13 protein-coding genes are annotated in these 15,960 nt (G+C 67.2%); 7 read left to right on the top strand and 6 right to left on the bottom strand.

From position 1 onward, the window contains the following. Positions 1–53: 53 nt before the first annotated feature. The 6 genes from rsmG to rpmH all read right to left on the bottom strand — a co-directional run bounded on the left by rsmG (position 54) and on the right by rpmH (position 3,454). On the bottom strand, positions 54–734 hold the full coding sequence (rsmG, locus tag LDQ05_RS00315) for a 16S rRNA (guanine(527)-N(7))-methyltransferase RsmG (protein WP_226434896.1): 681 nt from the start codon (positions 732–734) through the stop codon (positions 54–56). A 129-nt stretch (positions 735–863) separates the two neighbouring features. Then, on the bottom strand, positions 864–1,406 hold the full coding sequence (locus LDQ05_RS00310) for a Jag family protein (RefSeq protein WP_226434980.1): 543 nt from the start codon (positions 1,404–1,406) through the stop codon (positions 864–866). Positions 1,407–1,419: 13 nt separating this feature from the next. Beyond that, positions 1,420–2,499: a membrane protein insertase YidC gene (gene yidC / locus LDQ05_RS00305; RefSeq protein ID WP_226434895.1), complete on the bottom strand. Its 1,080-nt coding sequence runs from the start codon at positions 2,497–2,499 to the stop codon at positions 1,420–1,422. A 72-nt stretch (positions 2,500–2,571) separates the two neighbouring features. After that, complete coding sequence (gene yidD, locus LDQ05_RS00300) at positions 2,572–2,877, bottom strand: membrane protein insertion efficiency factor YidD (RefSeq protein ID WP_226434894.1); 306 nt, start codon at positions 2,875–2,877, stop codon at positions 2,572–2,574. Beyond that, positions 2,874–3,290, bottom strand: a complete 417-nt coding sequence (rnpA, locus tag LDQ05_RS00295; protein ID WP_226434893.1) for a ribonuclease P protein component — start codon at positions 3,288–3,290, stop codon at positions 2,874–2,876. Before rnpA ends, yidD begins: the two co-directional genes overlap by 4 nt. A 20-nt stretch (positions 3,291–3,310) precedes the next feature. Then, entirely contained in the window at positions 3,311–3,454 is a 144-nt protein-coding gene (rpmH, locus tag LDQ05_RS00290; RefSeq protein WP_006550910.1) for a 50S ribosomal protein L34, read from the bottom strand. 520 nt (positions 3,455–3,974) lie between these two features. On the opposite strand from rpmH, the gene dnaA reads away from it, so the two are divergent. From dnaA to LDQ05_RS00255, 7 genes are all read left to right on the top strand, one after another. Continuing rightward, positions 3,975–5,651, top strand: coding sequence for a chromosomal replication initiator protein DnaA (dnaA, locus tag LDQ05_RS00285; RefSeq protein ID WP_226434892.1), 1,677 nt, complete (start codon positions 3,975–3,977; stop codon positions 5,649–5,651). A gap of 561 nt (positions 5,652–6,212) precedes the next feature. After that, the gene (dnaN, locus tag LDQ05_RS00280; protein WP_226434891.1) at positions 6,213–7,397 is read left to right on the top strand and encodes a DNA polymerase III subunit beta; all 1,185 of its coding nucleotides are present in this window, start codon (positions 6,213–6,215) and stop codon (positions 7,395–7,397) included. A gap of 25 nt (positions 7,398–7,422) precedes the next feature. Further along, a complete protein-coding gene (recF, locus tag LDQ05_RS00275; RefSeq protein WP_226434890.1) occupies positions 7,423–8,658 on the top strand; it encodes a DNA replication/repair protein RecF in 1,236 nt (411 codons plus the stop codon). After that, complete coding sequence (locus LDQ05_RS00270) at positions 8,648–9,238, top strand: DUF721 family protein (protein WP_226434889.1); 591 nt, start codon at positions 8,648–8,650, stop codon at positions 9,236–9,238. The genes recF and LDQ05_RS00270 overlap by 11 nt, the downstream gene beginning before the upstream one ends. 218 nt (positions 9,239–9,456) lie before the next feature. Next, positions 9,457–11,490 (top strand): DNA topoisomerase (ATP-hydrolyzing) subunit B, encoded by a 2,034-nt coding sequence (gene gyrB / locus LDQ05_RS00265; protein ID WP_226434979.1) that lies wholly within the window; start codon positions 9,457–9,459, stop codon positions 11,488–11,490. A gap of 409 nt (positions 11,491–11,899) precedes the next feature. Continuing rightward, positions 11,900–15,535, top strand: a complete 3,636-nt coding sequence (locus tag LDQ05_RS00260; protein WP_226434888.1) for a sensor histidine kinase — start codon at positions 11,900–11,902, stop codon at positions 15,533–15,535. After that, a complete protein-coding gene (locus LDQ05_RS00255; RefSeq protein WP_006550917.1) occupies positions 15,532–15,948 on the top strand; it encodes a roadblock/LC7 domain-containing protein in 417 nt (138 codons plus the stop codon). Before LDQ05_RS00260 ends, LDQ05_RS00255 begins: the two co-directional genes overlap by 4 nt. Positions 15,949–15,960 lie beyond the last annotated feature (12 nt).

Genomic DNA, 15,960 nt, shown 5'->3' with positions numbered 1-15,960 from the left:
AGCGAAGCATGGGCCGGCGACGATGTTCCATTCGCCCGAATCGCACCGTGTTGTCAGCGTCGGCCACGCCGACGGGACTGCTTGGGCTTCCGCACCGCCTTGACGACGATGGTCGGCACCTCGAGAAGATCGGCTCCGCACTCGAGCACCTCGAGGTCCCCGACTCCGAGCCGCGTCAACTCGGCGCGGTCACGCTCGATCTCCTCGGCCGCCGACGAACCCTTCAGTGCGAGCATCCGCCCGCCCTCATGAATCAACGGCAACGACCACTTGACGAGCTTCGCGAGGGGAGCCACCGCGCGGGATGTCACGACGTCGGCACCACCGGCCTCCTGGATCACGCCCGGCTGCTCGGCCCGCCCCCGCACCACGAGGACGTTGTCGAGACCGCTCGACTCGACGAATTCGGCGAGATAGATCGACCGTCGCAGCAGCGGTTCGACCAGCGTCACCCGCACATCCGGTCGCGCGATCGCCAACGGAATCCCCGGAAGGCCGGCGCCGCTACCGACATCGACGACGGATTCGCCGCTCTCGATCAGTTCCCCGAGAACCGCACAGTTGAGGATGTGCCGCTCCCACAGTCGCGGGACCTCCCGCGGTCCGATCAGACCTCGCTCCACACCGTCCGTCGACAGCGATCGATGATAGCGCTCCGCCAGTTCGGTGCGCTCACCGAAGATCCGCTGCACTGTCGCCGGAATACCGGACTCGTCATGTTCCACGTGAAACATCCTCTCCCGCCGCGTGTCGACGCGACAACATTCGGCTCCTGCAACGACGAGAGGGGCCCGGCTCGAGCCGGGCCCCTCCTGTCGTTTCCGCGTCGCACTCGAATTCCTGACTCGAATGCGGTACTCGGATCAATCCTTGATGATCACCACTCGGCGTTGCGGCTCGGCGCCTTCGCTCTCACTCGACACGCCGTCGACCTTCGCGACCGCATCGTGCACGATCTTCCGCTCGAACGGCGTCATCGGCGTGAGCTCCTCACGCTCGCCGGACTCGAGAACACGCCGAGCAGCGGCCTCACCGAGCTCGGTGAGCTCGGCCCGCTTACCGGCGCGCCAACCCGCGATATCGAGCATCAGCTTGCTCCGCTCACCGGTCGACTGCTGCACCGCGAGTCGCGTCAGTTCCTGCAGCGCGTCGAGGACCTCACCGCCGCGACCGACGAGCTTCGACAGATCCTTGCCGCCGTCGATGCTCACCACCGCGCGATCACCCTCGACATCGAGGTCGATGTCGCCGTCGAAGTCGAGGACGTCGAGGAGCTGCTCGAGATAATCGCCGGCGATCTCACCCTCTTCGATCAGGAGCTCGTCGTCGTCGGTCTCGACATCGGACTCGCGCGGCTCCGTCGCCACCTCGAGCTCCTCCTGTGCCTTGTCCAGGTCACTCGCCATCATCAGCCCTCTTCTATTTCTGTCGCTTGCGCTTGGAGTTCTTCGGTCGGCTTCCCGGCTTCGGAGCGGTCGGCGCCGAACCCGAACCACCGGTCGACTCCGGAGCGTCCGACTTACCGAGGGAGACACCCGAGTCGTCCGTCGATCCGGTCGCCGCGGCCGCACCCTTCTTCTTGTCGCGGTTCGGCTTCGCACCCGGTTTCGGGGCGTTCTCGCTCCGGCGGGCCAGCGCCGCTTCCCGCTTCTGCTCTTCCTCGTGGTCGATGCGACGGAAGACCAGATGCTGCTGGCCGTAGGTCCAGACGTTGTTGCTCACCCAGTAGATCAGGATCGCGATCGGAAGGAACGGACCACCGACCATCACACCGAGGGGGAACACGTACAGCGCAAGCTTGTTCATGATCGCGGACTGCGGGTTGGCCGCGGCCTGCACGCTCTGCCGCGCCACCGACGCCCGAGCGTTGAAGTGCGTGGCGATACCGGCGATGATCATCAACGGCACGGCGACGGCAGCGATCTCCCAGCGCGTCGGGATGTCCCCGCCGAACGCCGCGAGCGATTCGGTGGGCTGCGTGATCCACGACGAGATCGGCGCGCCGAACAGTCGCGCGTCGAGGAACGACTGCACGTCCTCCGGACTGAACGCGTAGTTACCGATCTGCCGGTTCTCCTCCGGCGTCAGTTCCTGCCCCGATCCGAACGGGCCGAATGCCGTCGACGTCGTGCGGTTGAACGACCGGAGCACGTGGAACAGACCGATGAACACCGGCACCTGCAGCAGCACCGGGAGGCAACCCATCAACGGGTTGAAGCCGTGCTCCTTCTGGAGCTTCTGCATCTCGAGCGCCTGGCGCTGCCGGTCGTTCGAGTACTTCTTCTGCAGCGCCTTGATCTGCGGCTGCAACTCCTGCATCTGCCGCGTCGTACGCACCTGCTTGACGAACGGCTTGTACAGGATGAGGCGGAGCGTGAAGACGAGGAACACCACGGCCAGTGCCCAGTTCAGCCCGCTGTCCGGTGCCAGCACGAACGAGAACACTTTGTGCCAGAACCACAGGATCCATGACACCGGGTAATAGATGAAGTTGAGCACGAGTCTGTGTACTCCTCGGGTCGTCCATGGTCGCCAACCAGCGGCGTCGGTCTCGGGTGTCGGGGAGGCCCGTCAGGTTTCCGCGAGGTGTGGCCGCTCCGGTGGCGCCGCGGAACGTCGCCGTTCGGGAACCGGATCCCACCCACCGGGGTGCCAGGGACCGCACTTGAGCAGTCTCACAGCTGCGAGCACCGATCCGACGACGACACCCCGGCCGCGGAGGGCCTCCACCGCGTATTCACTGCAGGTCGGTGTGAATCGGCAGGTCGGCATGCGGGTCGGGGACACATACGTGCGATAGAGCTCGATGCAGAAGATGAGTGCCCGCGCCGGAGCCGAGCGCACGCTTCGCCACCGGATCGTCCTCGCGGGGCTCATGCGACACCCGTATCGGAGGTCGGTGACCCCGCCGGCGCGGAATCAGGAGGGGTGTCGAGCAGTCCCAGGCGCGTCAGCCCGGATCGGATCTGCCGCTCGAGATCTCGTGACGTCGCCGCTGCGGCACCCGGAAGCGCCCGCAACACGACATCGGTGTGTTCGGGTACCGCATCGACCAACCCGATGCAGATATGACGAAGCCGGCGTGCGACTCGATGTCGAATCACCGCCGGCCCGACAGCCTTGCTCACGACGAGACCGAAACGCGGCCCGTCGACACCACTCACCACAGGATCCGGGCGATCCCGCACATAGGCGTGCACGACCAGATCCCGGCGCCCCTGCCGGCGACCGCGACGCACCGCTTCGGAGAAGTCCGAGTGGCGCCGCAGTCGATACGGCTCAGGTAGCACCCCGAGCTCCCGTGACGGGATCAGGCGGTGAGCGAAGCGCGGCCCTTGCGGCGACGCGCGGAAACGATAGCGCGACCCGCACGGGTCCGCATCCGGAGACGGAAGCCGTGAACGCGCGCGCGGCGTCGGTTGTTCGGCTGGAACGTCCGCTTGCCCTTGGCCACGGTCAACACTCCTCGAGAATTGCGGCACCGGTATGGCGCCCTGGGTCAGGTAGAAATTCGCATGATCCGAACGCGCCAGGCGCAGCACGGATCCGCCACTGCTGTACGAGTGACTTTTCGAGGCTACTCGTGCGAGCGCGCGAAATCAAACCGCGACGTGGGGGCATGCGCAACCCGACACGCCGCCGCCGTCGGCGCGGGATTCTCGCCGGAGAACCCCGTGACGGCGGTCACGCTGCTGTACGCTTCTGCTCGAAGAACTGTCGGGGAGTGTTCACCAGGGAACGGAAGCGGGGGATCCACAGGCCTGCGCACGGCATCGGGTACGGTGTCACATCGTCACCACGTGACACACGCGATTCCTACAGCATCGGCCGAACGTCGTACATCACGGCCACGAGGGCCTTCTCCACACACCACACCGGGTTCATCCACACCTCCACCGGGCCATTTCCCCCGGTTGTCCACACCTGTGGATAATCGTGTGGACAACCCTGTCGACCCTGTGGGAGGAAGCTTCGTGAGCGACGAACCGAACGCACTCGCCGACGTGTGGGCGGACGTCGTCGCCGAACTCACCGTCGACGACGGCGGTCTGACCAAGAGTCAGAAGGCGTGGCTCGCGCTCGTCAAACCGATCACGCTCACCCAGGGGTTCGCACTGCTGTCGGTGCCGTCGGCACTCGCGCAGCAGTCCATCGAACGCGACCTGCGGCAGCCGATCCTGCGGGTGCTCAATCGCAATCTCGGGCATCGCGTCGAAGGTCTGGGTGTGCGTGTCGAACCCCGCGAGCGGCCCGACACCTCCGCGGACGATCCCTACGCCGAACCGCGCGACACCCTTCCTCTCGAGGGTCTGCCCGCCGAACCTCACCCGCGTGAGCACCGGCCCCGCGAGGCCGGCCGTCGCGACAACGATCCGCGCGACGGTGCCGTGCGCGATTCCGGCCACACGCCGCGCGACGGCCTCGGCGGTGCGGACACCGTCGACACCGTCGGCGCGTACCGACGCCGCTATGCGCCGGCCAGGACGGCCGAGCCACTCGACATCGAGCACGGCGACCACGACGAGGTGGACGACGATCGCGAAGCGCTGACCGCGGTGCGCGAATCGTGGCCGTCCTACTTCACCCAGCCGCCCCCTCCCGACACCGCGGCCGGGGCCAGCAGCAGCCTCAACGCGAAGTACACCTTCGACACGTTCGTCATCGGCGCCTCGAACCGGTTCGCGCACGCCGCGGCGGTCGCGATCGCCGAGGCGCCCGCCCGCGCGTACAACCCCCTGTTCATCTGGGGTGCGTCCGGTCTCGGCAAGACACATCTGCTGCACGCTGCCGGGCACTACGCGCAACGACTGTTCCCGGGAATGCGTGTGCGGTACGTGTCCACCGAGGAGTTCACGAACGACTTCATCAACAGCCTGCGCGACGACCGCAAGGTCGCCTTCAAACGCCGCTACCGCGAGACCGACATCCTCCTCGTCGACGACATCCAGTTCATCGAGGGCAAGGAAGGCATCCAGGAGGAGTTCTTCCACACCTTCAACACCCTCCACAACGCCAACAAGCAGATCGTGGTGTCGTCCGACCGTCCGCCGAAGCAGCTGGCGACGCTCGAGGAGCGCCTCCGGACCCGCTTCGAATGGGGGTTGATCACCGATGTGCAGCCACCGGAACTCGAGACCCGGATCGCGATCCTCAGCAAGAAAGCACGGATGGACAGGCTCGACGTGCCGCACGACGTGCTCGAACTGATCGCCAGCAGGATCGAACGCAACATCCGTGAACTCGAGGGTGCGCTCATCCGTGTGACGGCCTTCGCCTCGCTCAATCGGCAGCCACTCGACCTGACCCTGGCCGAGGTGGTGCTGCGCGATCTCATCCCCGATTCGACGGCGCTCGAGATCAACGCGGCGACGATCATGGCGGTCTGCGCCGAGTACTTCGGGACGTCGATCGACGATCTCTGCGGCCCGGGCAAAGCACGTCCGCTCGCATCGGCGCGACAGATCGCCATGTATCTGTGTCGGGAGCTCACCGACCTGTCGCTACCGAAGATCGGCCAGACGTTCGGTCGCGACCACACGACGGTCATGTACGCGGACAAGAAGATTCGCAAGGAGATGACCGAGCGGCGCAAGGTCTACGACCAGGTGCAGGAGCTCACCGCCCGCATCAAGCAGCGGTCGAAGCGGTGACGCGGGTGCGCCCCACCCGGCGCACCCCGTGACCTGCGCTCATCCACATCATCCCCAGATCTGTCCACACCCCCGGCGTTCATCCACAGGGCGAACTCCGGGGGTGTGTCGTCATCCCGGATCTCGAGACGATCGGCATCCCCACGGCTGTGGACAACGGTGTGCACAACGTGGGATCTTTGTGGACGAACGGTGGACAGAGTGCGAACAGTCTCGAGGTATCCACATTCATCCTCGAGAATTCCTCGAGTTCATCCTCGAGTGGAGGGGCCTCGAGAAGGCCACCCCACCAGCGTAGACCGTCATCGGTCCACAGATTCCACAGGCCCTATTACTACTTCTGTGAGTTCTTCATTGAAATCCTCTTTGAAAACAGGGGTGTGGATCGTTCGGGTCCACAGGCCTCCCGGAGCACCGGATGAGGTCGAACACTCCGCTTTGCAAGGCGGGCGGGAAGGCATACCGTGGAGCCGCATCCCCGGCTCGGAACCTCCATGTCGGGGCGTTGTGTCAAACTCGTAAGGCTTGTCGAAGACCACGATCGAGAGGATCAACCGGGCGATGGAGCTTGGAACCATGAAGTTTCGTGTTGCTCGCGAGGACTTCGCCGACTCTGTCGCGTGGGTGGCCCGAAGCCTTCCGTCGCGCCCACCGGTCCCGGTGCTCGGTGGTGTACTGCTCGGAGCCGAAGAGCAGGGACTGACCGTCTCCGGCTTCGACTACGAGGTCTCCGCACAGGTCCACGTTCCCGCCGAGGTGCTCACCCCCGGCCAGGTCCTCGTCTCGGGCAAGCTGCTCGCCGACATCACCCGTGCGCTCCCCAACAAGCCGGTCGACGTGGTCCTCGACGGAACCCGCGTGCTCATCACGTGCGGTAGCGCCAAGTTCTCCCTGCCCACCATGCCGGTCGAGGACTACCCTCAGCTGCCCTCGCTCCCCGAACAGACCGGTTCGATCTCGGGCGAGCTGTTCGCCGAGGCCATCGGCCAGGTCGCGGTGGCCGCCGGCAAGGACGACACCTTGCCCATGCTCACCGGAATCCGTGTCGAGATCGAGGGATCCGACATGGTGTTCGCCGCGACCGATCGCTTCCGGCTCGCGGTGCGCAAGCTCGAGTGGATGCCGACGAGCGATCTCACCTCCTCGGCGGTGCTGGTGCCCGCCAAGACGCTCTCCGAAGCAGCCAAAACCGTTGGTGGAACGGCGAACATGCCGGTTCAACTCGCACTCGGCAGTGGTTCGACGGTGGGTGCCGACGGCCTGCTCGGCATCGTCGCCGACGGTCGACGGACCACCACTCGGCTTCTCGACGCGGAATTCCCCAAGTTCCGGCAGCTCCTTCCCGCCGAGCACACGGCGATGGCGACCGTCGAGATCGCACCGCTCGTCGACGCGATCAAGCGAGTGGCGCTGGTGGCAGAGCGCGGCGCCCAGGTCCGTCTCGAGTTCACCGACGGCAACGTGCTGTTGTCGGCCGGTGGCGACGACGCGGGCCGCGCGGAAGAATCCCACCCGGCGGAGTTCCACGGGGAGCCGCTGGTCATCGCGTTCAACCCCGGCTATCTGCTCGACGGCCTCACGTCGTTGCACACCGACAAGGTGTCGTTCGGGTTCACCACGTCGAGTCGACCCGCTGTGCTGCGCCCGGCACTCGACGACGAGCCGGTGCCCGACGAATCGGGCACGTTCGTCGCACCGGACAGCGACTACACCTACCTGTTGATGCCCGTGCGATTGCCGGGCTGACCCGGGCTCGGGAAGTGGACGCCTCGTGTACGTTCGCACCTTCGCGTTACGCGACTTCCGCTCCTGGGAAGCCGTTTCCGTCGAGCTGAACCCGGGCACAACGGTTTTCGTCGGACCCAACGGGCACGGCAAGACGAATCTGCTCGAGGCGCTCGGTTATCTGTCGACGCTGTCGTCGCATCGCGTCTCGTCGGACGCACCGCTGCTGCGCAGCGGAACCGACCGCGCGTCGGTCGGGGCGCTGGTGGTCAACGGCGGTCGCGAGCTCGGTATCGACATCGAGATCAACGACGGCAGAGCCAACCGGGCACGGATCAACCAGTCACCCACACGACGTCCCCGCGAGTTGCTCGGTGTGCTGCGCACCGTGCTGTTCGCCCCCGAGGACCTGTCCCTGGTGCGCGGAGACCCGGGGGATCGGCGCCGGTATCTCGACGAACTGCTGAGTTCGCGGTTCCCGCGGATGAGCGGCGTGCGGGCGGATTACGACAAGGTGCTGCGGCAGCGATCCGCACTGCTCAAGACCGCGGGCGGGGCGTTGCGCCGCGGTGCGCGGTCGGACGACGGGGCGAGTGCCCTGGCCACCCTCGACGTGTGGGACGGGCATCTGGCCGCGCACGGCAGCGAGCTGCTGGCGGCTCGGATCGCGCTGCTGCACGACCTCGCACCGCACGTCGCGGAGTCGTACCGGGCGATCGCACCGGAGTCGCGGCCCGCCGGCCTGCGTTACCGCGCGAGTCTCGGCGACGCACTGCCACCGGAGTTCTCCGATCCGATGCGCGCACCCGAGCCGGACGACCGGGACGTGATCGAGGCCGCGTTCCTGCACGCGTTGTCGCAGGCCCGCGGCCGCGAGATCGAACGTGGGGTGTGCCTGGTGGGCCCGCACCGTGACGAACTCGAACTGATCCTGGGTGACAGTCCGGCGAAAGGGTATGCCAGCCACGGTGAATCGTGGTCCTTCGCGTTGGCTCTGCGGCTCGGTGCGTTCGCTTTGTTGCGCGCGGAGGGCACCGATCCGGTGCTGTTGCTCGACGACGTGTTCGCCGAGTTGGACCGTCGACGTCGCACCGCGCTCGCCGCGGTCGCGGCGACCGCGGAGCAGGTCCTGATCACCGCGGCGGTCGCCGAGGACGTGCCACCGGAGTTGACCGGCGACCGTTTTCCCGTGCATGCGGAGGACTCCGACCGGGGACGGATATCCGTGCTCGGTGCAGTGCGGCACGTCGACGAGGTCGTGGAGGTGGGCGATGACCGGTGAGCGACCCGACCCCGACGGATCCTCTCCCGACCCCGGAGTCGGCGATGCGCCCTCCGGCGGTACCGAACCGGAACTGCGGGGGATCGACCTGGCGCGGCGCGCGCTCGAGGAGGCCCGCGCCGCGGCGAAGGCGAGCGGTAAGGCGGTCGGACAGGGGCGTGCCTCGAGGGGGCCGCTGCGTCCCCGCCGTCGCCGCCGCGGCTGGTCCGGCCCCGGACCCGACGAGCGCGACCCCCAGCGACTGGGTTCTCTCGCGAGCGGTCTCGCGAAGCAGCGGGGCTGGTCGGCGCACGTGTCCGAGGGCACCGTCCTCGGCAGTTGGGCGCGCGTCGTGGGCGAGGACATCGCGGGACACGCGCAGCCGACGACGCTGCGCGACGGCATCCTGCACGTGTCCGCGGAGTCGACCGCGTGGGCCACCCAACTGCGCATGATGCAATCGCAACTGCTCGCGAGCATCGCGCAGGCGGTGGGAAACGGTGTGGTCAAGGAGCTTCGGATCACCGGCCCGACCGCTCCGAGCTGGCGCAAGGGCGAGCGGCACATCCGCGGTCGCGGACCACGCGACACGTACGGGTGAGGTGGCGCGATGCGTAATCGACCCCCGAACGACCGGAAACCCGCCCGGATAGGAATTCACCCGACCGGTCGCGCGTCGTGTCGACACCGTGGACGTCAGCGGGGCGACAGGCGCCTTCTGGCGTAACGCTCGGAACGACACTCGGACACGTAGAATGAACCGGAATGCGTCGCGCACCCCTGCGCGGAGCAGAGGCGGAGAAGGAGAGCTACCGACCCGTGGCTGCGCAGAAGTCGAACAAGAACAGTGAGTACGGTGCGTCGTCCATCACCGTCCTCGAGGGACTCGAGGCGGTGCGCAAGCGCCCAGGCATGTACATCGGCTCCACCGGTGAGCGCGGACTCCACCACCTCATCTGGGAGGTTGTGGACAACTCGGTGGACGAGGCGATGGCCGGCTACGCCACCAAGGTCGAGGTGACGCTCCTCGAGGACGGAGGCGTCCAGGTCGTCGACGACGGCCGCGGTATCCCGGTGGGCATGCATGCTTCCGGTGCCCCCACGGTCGAGGTCGTCCTCACCCAGCTCCACGCGGGCGGCAAGTTCGATTCGGAGGCGTACGCGGTCTCCGGCGGCCTGCACGGCGTCGGTATCTCGGTCGTCAACGCGCTCTCCACACGCCTCGAGGTCGAGATCGACGTGGACGGCTATCACTGGACGCAGGAGTACCTCAACTCCAAGCCGCGTGAACTCGTCAAGGGCGAACCGACGAAGAAGACCGGCACCACGGTGCGGTTCTGGGCGGATCCCGACATCTTCGAGACGACGGTCTTCAACTTCGAGACCGTCGCGCGACGTCTCCAGGAGATGGCGTTCCTCAACAAGGGCCTGACGATCACGCTCACCGACGAGCGGGTCCAGCCGGAGGAGGTCACCGACGAGGTCGTGTCGGAGACCGCGGAGGCACCGCGGAGCGCCGAGGTGGAGGCCGAGGTCGCCGCCGCGGAGACCCCGAAGATCAAGACGCGGGTGTACCACTACCCGGGCGGTCTCGAGGACTACGTGCGTCACATCAACCGCACGAAGACCCCGATCCACAACTCCGTCGTGGGTTTCACCGCGAAGGGCACCGGCCATGAGCTCGAGCTCGCGATGCAATGGAACTCGGGCTACTCGGAATCCGTCCACACCTTCGCCAACACCATCAACACCCACGAGGGCGGAACCCACGAGGAGGGCTTCCGTGCGGCGCTCACCTCGGTCGTGAACCGCTACGCGAAGGACAAGAAGCTCCTCAAGGACAAGGATCCGAACCTCACGGGAGACGACATCCGTGAAGGTCTGGCGGCGATCATCTCCGTGAAGGTCGCCGAGCCGCAGTTCGAGGGCCAGACCAAGACGAAGCTCGGCAACACCGAGGTCAAGTCGTTCGTGCAGAAGGCCTGCAACGAGCACATCTCGCACTGGCTCGAGGCCAATCCCGCCGATGCCAAGACGATCGTGACGAAGGCCGTGTCGTCGGCGCAGGCGCGGGTGGCCGCACGCAAGGCGCGTGAGCTCGTGCGGCGCAAGAGCGCGACCGACATCGGTGGACTGCCGGGTAAGCTTGCGGACTGCCGCTCGAAGGATCCGAGCAAGTGCGAGATCTACATCGTGGAGGGTGACTCCGCGGGGGGGTCGGCGAAGTCCGGCCGAGACTCGATGTACCAGGCGATCCTGCCGCTGCGCGGCAAGATCATCAACGTCGAGAAGGCGCGTATCGACCGTGTTCTCAAGAACGCCGAGGTCCAGTCGATCATCACCGCGTTCGGCACCGGTATCCACGAAGAGTTCGACATCACGAAGCTGCGCTATCACAAGATCGTGTTGATGGCGGACGCCGACGTCGACGGCCAGCACATCGCGACCCTGTTGCTGACGCTGCTGTTCCGGTTCATGCGCCCCCTCGTCGAGAACGGGCACGTCTACCTGGCTCAGCCGCCGCTCTACAAGCTCAAGTGGCAGAAGGGTGCGCAGCCGGAGTTCGCGTACTCGGACCGTGAGCGTGACGGACTGCTCGAAGCCGGCCTCGCCGCCGGCAAGAAGATCAACAAGGACGACGGCATCCAGCGTTACAAGGGTCTCGGCGAGATGAACGCGAAGGAGCTGTGGGAGACGACGATGGATCCCAGCGTCCGCGTCCTGCGTCAGGTGACCCTCGACGACGCGGCTGCGGCAGACGAGCTCTTCAGCGTGCTGATGGGTGAGGACGTGGAGGCGCGCCGGAGCTTCATCACCCGGAACGCGAAGGATGTCCGATTCCTCGACGTGTGAGGGTGCCGATCGGCGTCGGTCGGTCGTATGACCGGCGCCGCACTGTAGTGAGAGTGCGGCGCCGGTAGCGGCCGACACGCTCCGATGCGAGCGGATTGTGTCGTAAATCACGATGCGGGTGCTGCATCTCGGTCGATTCGTCCGAAATCTATGCCTACACACCGATTACCGGTGAGTACACTTCGATACGGCCATACGTAGGTGTGGCAGCCGAACGAGGGTACCGAGGGGACACACCCGGTCGATGGGAAACCCGTCTTCCATATTCGCTGTATGTCCCGATATGGTGCCCTCACCCAGGAACGTCTCGTTCGACTGCACTCCCGTACATCGCAACCCCACTGTCGCGTGGGTTGCCCGAGAGTGCTCGACGCCCGGCGCGAACGGGGTGGAAGGAGAGCTGTAATCCATGAGTGACGAGTCGCCGCCCCGGCAGCGGTGGTGGAACATCGAAGGGTGGGGTCTTCGCAGGAAGGTCACCGCGGTTCTCGCCGTTCCCGTAACAGTGGCGATGGTCCTGGGCGGTCTGCGTGTTGAGAACGAACTCAGCAACGCGGTGCACTTCTCCTCGGCGGCCGACCAGGTGGCAGCCGTACCCGAGATCGTGGAGTTCTCCACCGCGTTCGCCACCTTCGCCGCGAGTGCGCTCGCCGCCACGGTCAGCAAGGAGGACATGGAAGCGCTCGAGGAGCGCTTCGCCGAGATCCGCCCGGTCGCCGAGAACCCGGAGTTCGATCCGGAGGTCACCGCCGAACTGACCCGCTCCATCACGGCGGCGGAGGGCCTGTTCACCAAGCTCAAGGCCGGTCCGGTCCCGATGGTCGAGAACGCCGCCGTCTCCAACGACGTGCGCGACTCGCTCAATCGCATCGTCGAGACGATCCTCTCCGAAGTCAGCGACGAGACTGTGCGTGAGTACGGTGAGCGGCTGACCACGGCCTGGTATTCGCAGCGCCACATCTACAGCCAGGTGCTCGGCATCTACCGGATCCTCGAGGATCCGACCACCCCCAGCACCGACCTCGTGTCCGCGTCCGGTGGCGAGTTGGCGATGCTCGACCTGCTCGCCTACCTCTACCCGGCCGGCGACACCCAGATCGCCGAGCTCCGCAACGGCGTCGAGCAGCGCACCGCGATGGTCGACGCCGCGGGCGAAGGACCGCTGCCGATCCTCACGCTTCGCGAGTCGATGCTCGAGAGCGTCGCCCTGTACAACGGGATCATCTCGGACTCCACCAGCAACATCACCACGACGATCGACGCGCTGGCGTCCGAGACGCGTTCCGCCGCGCTCCGCGACACCGCCATCGTCCTCGCGACGCTGCTGGCGGCGCTCGTGCTGGCGCTCCTGGTGTCGCGGTCGCTGGTCGGCCCGATCCGCCGGCTCCGCTACGGCACCCTCAAGGTGGCGCGTCAGGAGCTTCCCGAGGCCATCGACCGGATCAAGGTCGGCGACAGCATCGAGGACATCGAGTTCACCCGGGTTCCGGTGCACACCGCCGAGGAGATCGGTCAGCTCGCCCGTGCCGTCGACGACATGCACGGGCAGGCCCTGCGCCTGGCCGGTGAGCAGGCGCACCTGCGTCTGCAGATCAACGACATGTTCGAGACGCTGGCCCGCCGAAGCAAGTCGCTCGTCGAGCAGCAGCTCGGCGTCATCGAACAACTCGAGTTCCAGGAGAAGGATCCTGAACGCCTCGAGAGCCTGTTCCGTCTCGATCACCTCGCGGCACGTATGCGTCGAAACGGCGACAACCTGCTGATTCTGTCCGGAACTCGGATGCGCCGCGGGCATTCGGCACCCGTTCAGCTCGGCGACGTCCTGCGCGCCGCGATGTCCGAGGTCGAGGACTACCAGCGTGTCCAGATCGGGTCGACGCCCGACGGCGCGCTCAGCGGCGCGGTGGCGACGGACATCGTCCACCTCCTCGCCGAACTCGTCGACAACTCGCTGCGCGCCTCTCCGCCCGACAGCGCGGTGACGTTCAGCTTCGCGCGCGCCGTCGACGGTGGTCTGCTCGTCGAGATCGCCGACCGCGGTATCGGCATTCCGCCCGACGAACTCGAGCTGATCAACGAGCGGCTCGCCAAGGGCGGCCAGGTCAGCCCGGACACCGCCCGTCACATGGGCCTGTTCGTCGTCTCGCGACTGGCCGAACGTCACGGGTTGACCGTCCGCTTGCGCCCCACCTTCGACACGGCTCGCAACCCGGGTATCACCGCCAGCGTGCACATCCCCGACGTGCTGCTGGTGTCGCCGCTGGCGTTGTCCCAGACGGGACCCCAGTCGTTCGCACCGATCGTCGACGTCGAACCTGTCGAGGTCGAATCCGGCTCGGCGCGCGCCGAACTGCCGGCTCCGACGCAGGCGTACGACCAGGCCCAGGCGTACGACCGACCGCGCGACGACGCGCCGTCGTTCGAGAAGGAACCCGACCCGGGATCGGGCGCAGTGTCGCCCGCCTCTGCATCCGCGACGGTCGACTCCGGCCGTTCCGGTGCCCCCGATCGGGTCGAGTCCGCGGACGACCATCCGTCGTTGCCGGTGCGGGATCGACTCTCCGAGGAGATTCCGGTCTCGCGTGAGGGTTCGGTGGATCCGGGTGCCCGTTCGGGTCCCATCCCGGCGCCCTCGGCGCAGCAGGTCCGGCAGTTCACGTCGCCGGCGCCCGATCGTTCGGCATCCGGTCTGCCGCAGCGGAATCCGGGTTCCACCCCGGGCCTGCCGCAGCGCAGCCCCGGTTCCACGCCCGGCCTGCCGCAGCGCAGTCCCGGTTCGACACCCGGTCTGCCGCAGCAGGACTCGCAGTCCGCGCCGCGGCGTATCCAGCCGGACGCGGCAGCCGCGTTCGTGACGGCGCTGCCTCCGCGCGCGAATCGCGCACCGGTCGAACCTCCCGCGCAGCGTGAGAACCGCCCGGACGATGCCTCCCCGCAGCCCGACGCCGGCAACGGTGCAGATCCGCGTCCGCGTGATCAGTTCGATTCCGGTCTGCCGCAGCGGAATCCGGGTTCCACGCCCGGCCTGCCGCAGCGCAGTCCCGGTTCCACGCCCGGTCTGCCGCAGCGCAGTCCGGGAGCCGGTCCTGGTCTGCCGCAACGTCCCCAGGGTGCTTCACCGGAACAGTCTCCGCAGGCGGCGCCGGGCGCGCAGCAGCATCCGGTGACGCAGCAACCCGGCGTCTTCGGTGCTCTTCCGCGGCGACGTCCCGGTGCCACACCGGGACTGCCTGAGCGCCCGGATGCGGGCCGCTCCCCCCGCGGCGAGGCGCAGACGCCCGTCGTGCAGCCGTCGCGTCCGCGACCCGCCGACGCGCAGCCCCAGCAACCCCAGCAGCCGGATGTCTCGCGGTCGGGGATGCCGTCGCAGACCCCGTCCGGGCTGCCTCGGCGCAACCCCGGTGCCACCCCGGGCATGCCCGCCCGTCCCTCGGTCGACGCCGGGCCGACGGTCACGGCCGGACTCCCGCGTCGCGACCCGGGTGCCACCCAGGGCCTGCCCGATTCGCGGATGCAGGCGGCGAGCATCGCGGACGGTGGTTCGGTGTCGTCGAACAGCGATGCGCAGCAGGCCGCTCGCCATCGTTACCGGACGAATTCCGCCAAGACGGCGTCGTTCTTCCAGCCGCGGCCCGATGTCAACGCGCTCCGCCCGCATCCTGCGGCGGGGATGCCGATCTTCACCGACATGATGTCGGACTGGCTCGTCGACCCGACGGAACTGCCCGAGGATCGACGCAAGCGTGAATGGCATTCCGCCGCCGACGCAGGTTGGGAGGCGGCGCAGCACGCCACCGAGGCACCGGTCGCCGAGCACACCACGGCCGGCCTCCCGCGGCGAGCACCGGGTGAGCGTCTCGTGCCGGGCGCGGTACGGTCTCCGGCGACCGCGGAACAGCGAACGATCCGTCGTCGTGACCCGGAAGCCATTCGGGCCAACCTCAGTCGCCACCAGCAGGGTGTCCGCAACGGACGTGCTTCGGCGACGGCAAACAATCGCGAGAACGTAAGCGATCGCGAGAACAATGAACAGGGAGTTCGATGAACATTGATCATGGTTCCGATGCAGCACGTCCGCTGGATTGGTTGGTGTCCAACTTCGCTCGTGAAGTCCCCGGTGTCTCGCATGCGGTGCTCGTGTCCGCCGACGGCCTCCTCATGGCGGCGAGCGCGCATCTCCCGGTCGATCGCGCGGAGCAACTCGCGGCCGTGACGTCCGGGCTCGCGAGCCTGTCGAACGGTGTCTCGCAGTTGTTCGACGGCGGCGGCGTTCTGCAGTCCGTCGTCGAGATGCAGCACGGGTACCTGCTGCTCATGAGCGTCGGGGACGGATCGCACCTGGCCGCGTTGACCGCGTCGGAATGCGATATCGGACAGGTGGGTTACGAGATGGCACTCCTGGTCGACCGGGTGGGTGCGTCGGTCGAGGCGACCCCGCGGGTCGGCCTGGGGTCCTGACGTCGAGGTGGC

This window comes from Rhodococcus yananensis, assembly GCF_020515525.1.
GTDB classification, from domain to species: domain Bacteria; phylum Actinomycetota; class Actinomycetes; order Mycobacteriales; family Mycobacteriaceae; genus Rhodococcus; species Rhodococcus yananensis.
Note: the sequence above shows the minus strand (reverse complement) of the source record. Positions and strands in the feature narration are given on the sequence as shown.

Coding starts and splice junctions, on each gene's coding strand:
- LDQ05_RS00270 (WP_226434889.1), top strand. CDS start 8,648: ATGACCGGTGAGCGACCCGACCCCGACGGATCCTCTCCCGACCCCGGA.
- dnaN (WP_226434891.1), top strand. CDS start 6,213: ATGGAGCTTGGAACCATGAAGTTTCGTGTTGCTCGCGAGGACTTCGCC.
- yidD (WP_226434894.1), bottom strand. CDS start 2,877: ATGAGCCCCGCGAGGACGATCCGGTGGCGAAGCGTGCGCTCGGCTCCG.
- LDQ05_RS00255 (WP_006550917.1), top strand. CDS start 15,532: ATGAACATTGATCATGGTTCCGATGCAGCACGTCCGCTGGATTGGTTG.
- LDQ05_RS00310 (WP_226434980.1), bottom strand. CDS start 1,406: ATGGCGAGTGACCTGGACAAGGCACAGGAGGAGCTCGAGGTGGCGACG.
- rsmG (WP_226434896.1), bottom strand. CDS start 734: ATGTTTCACGTGGAACATGACGAGTCCGGTATTCCGGCGACAGTGCAG.
- LDQ05_RS00260 (WP_226434888.1), top strand. CDS start 11,900: ATGAGTGACGAGTCGCCGCCCCGGCAGCGGTGGTGGAACATCGAAGGG.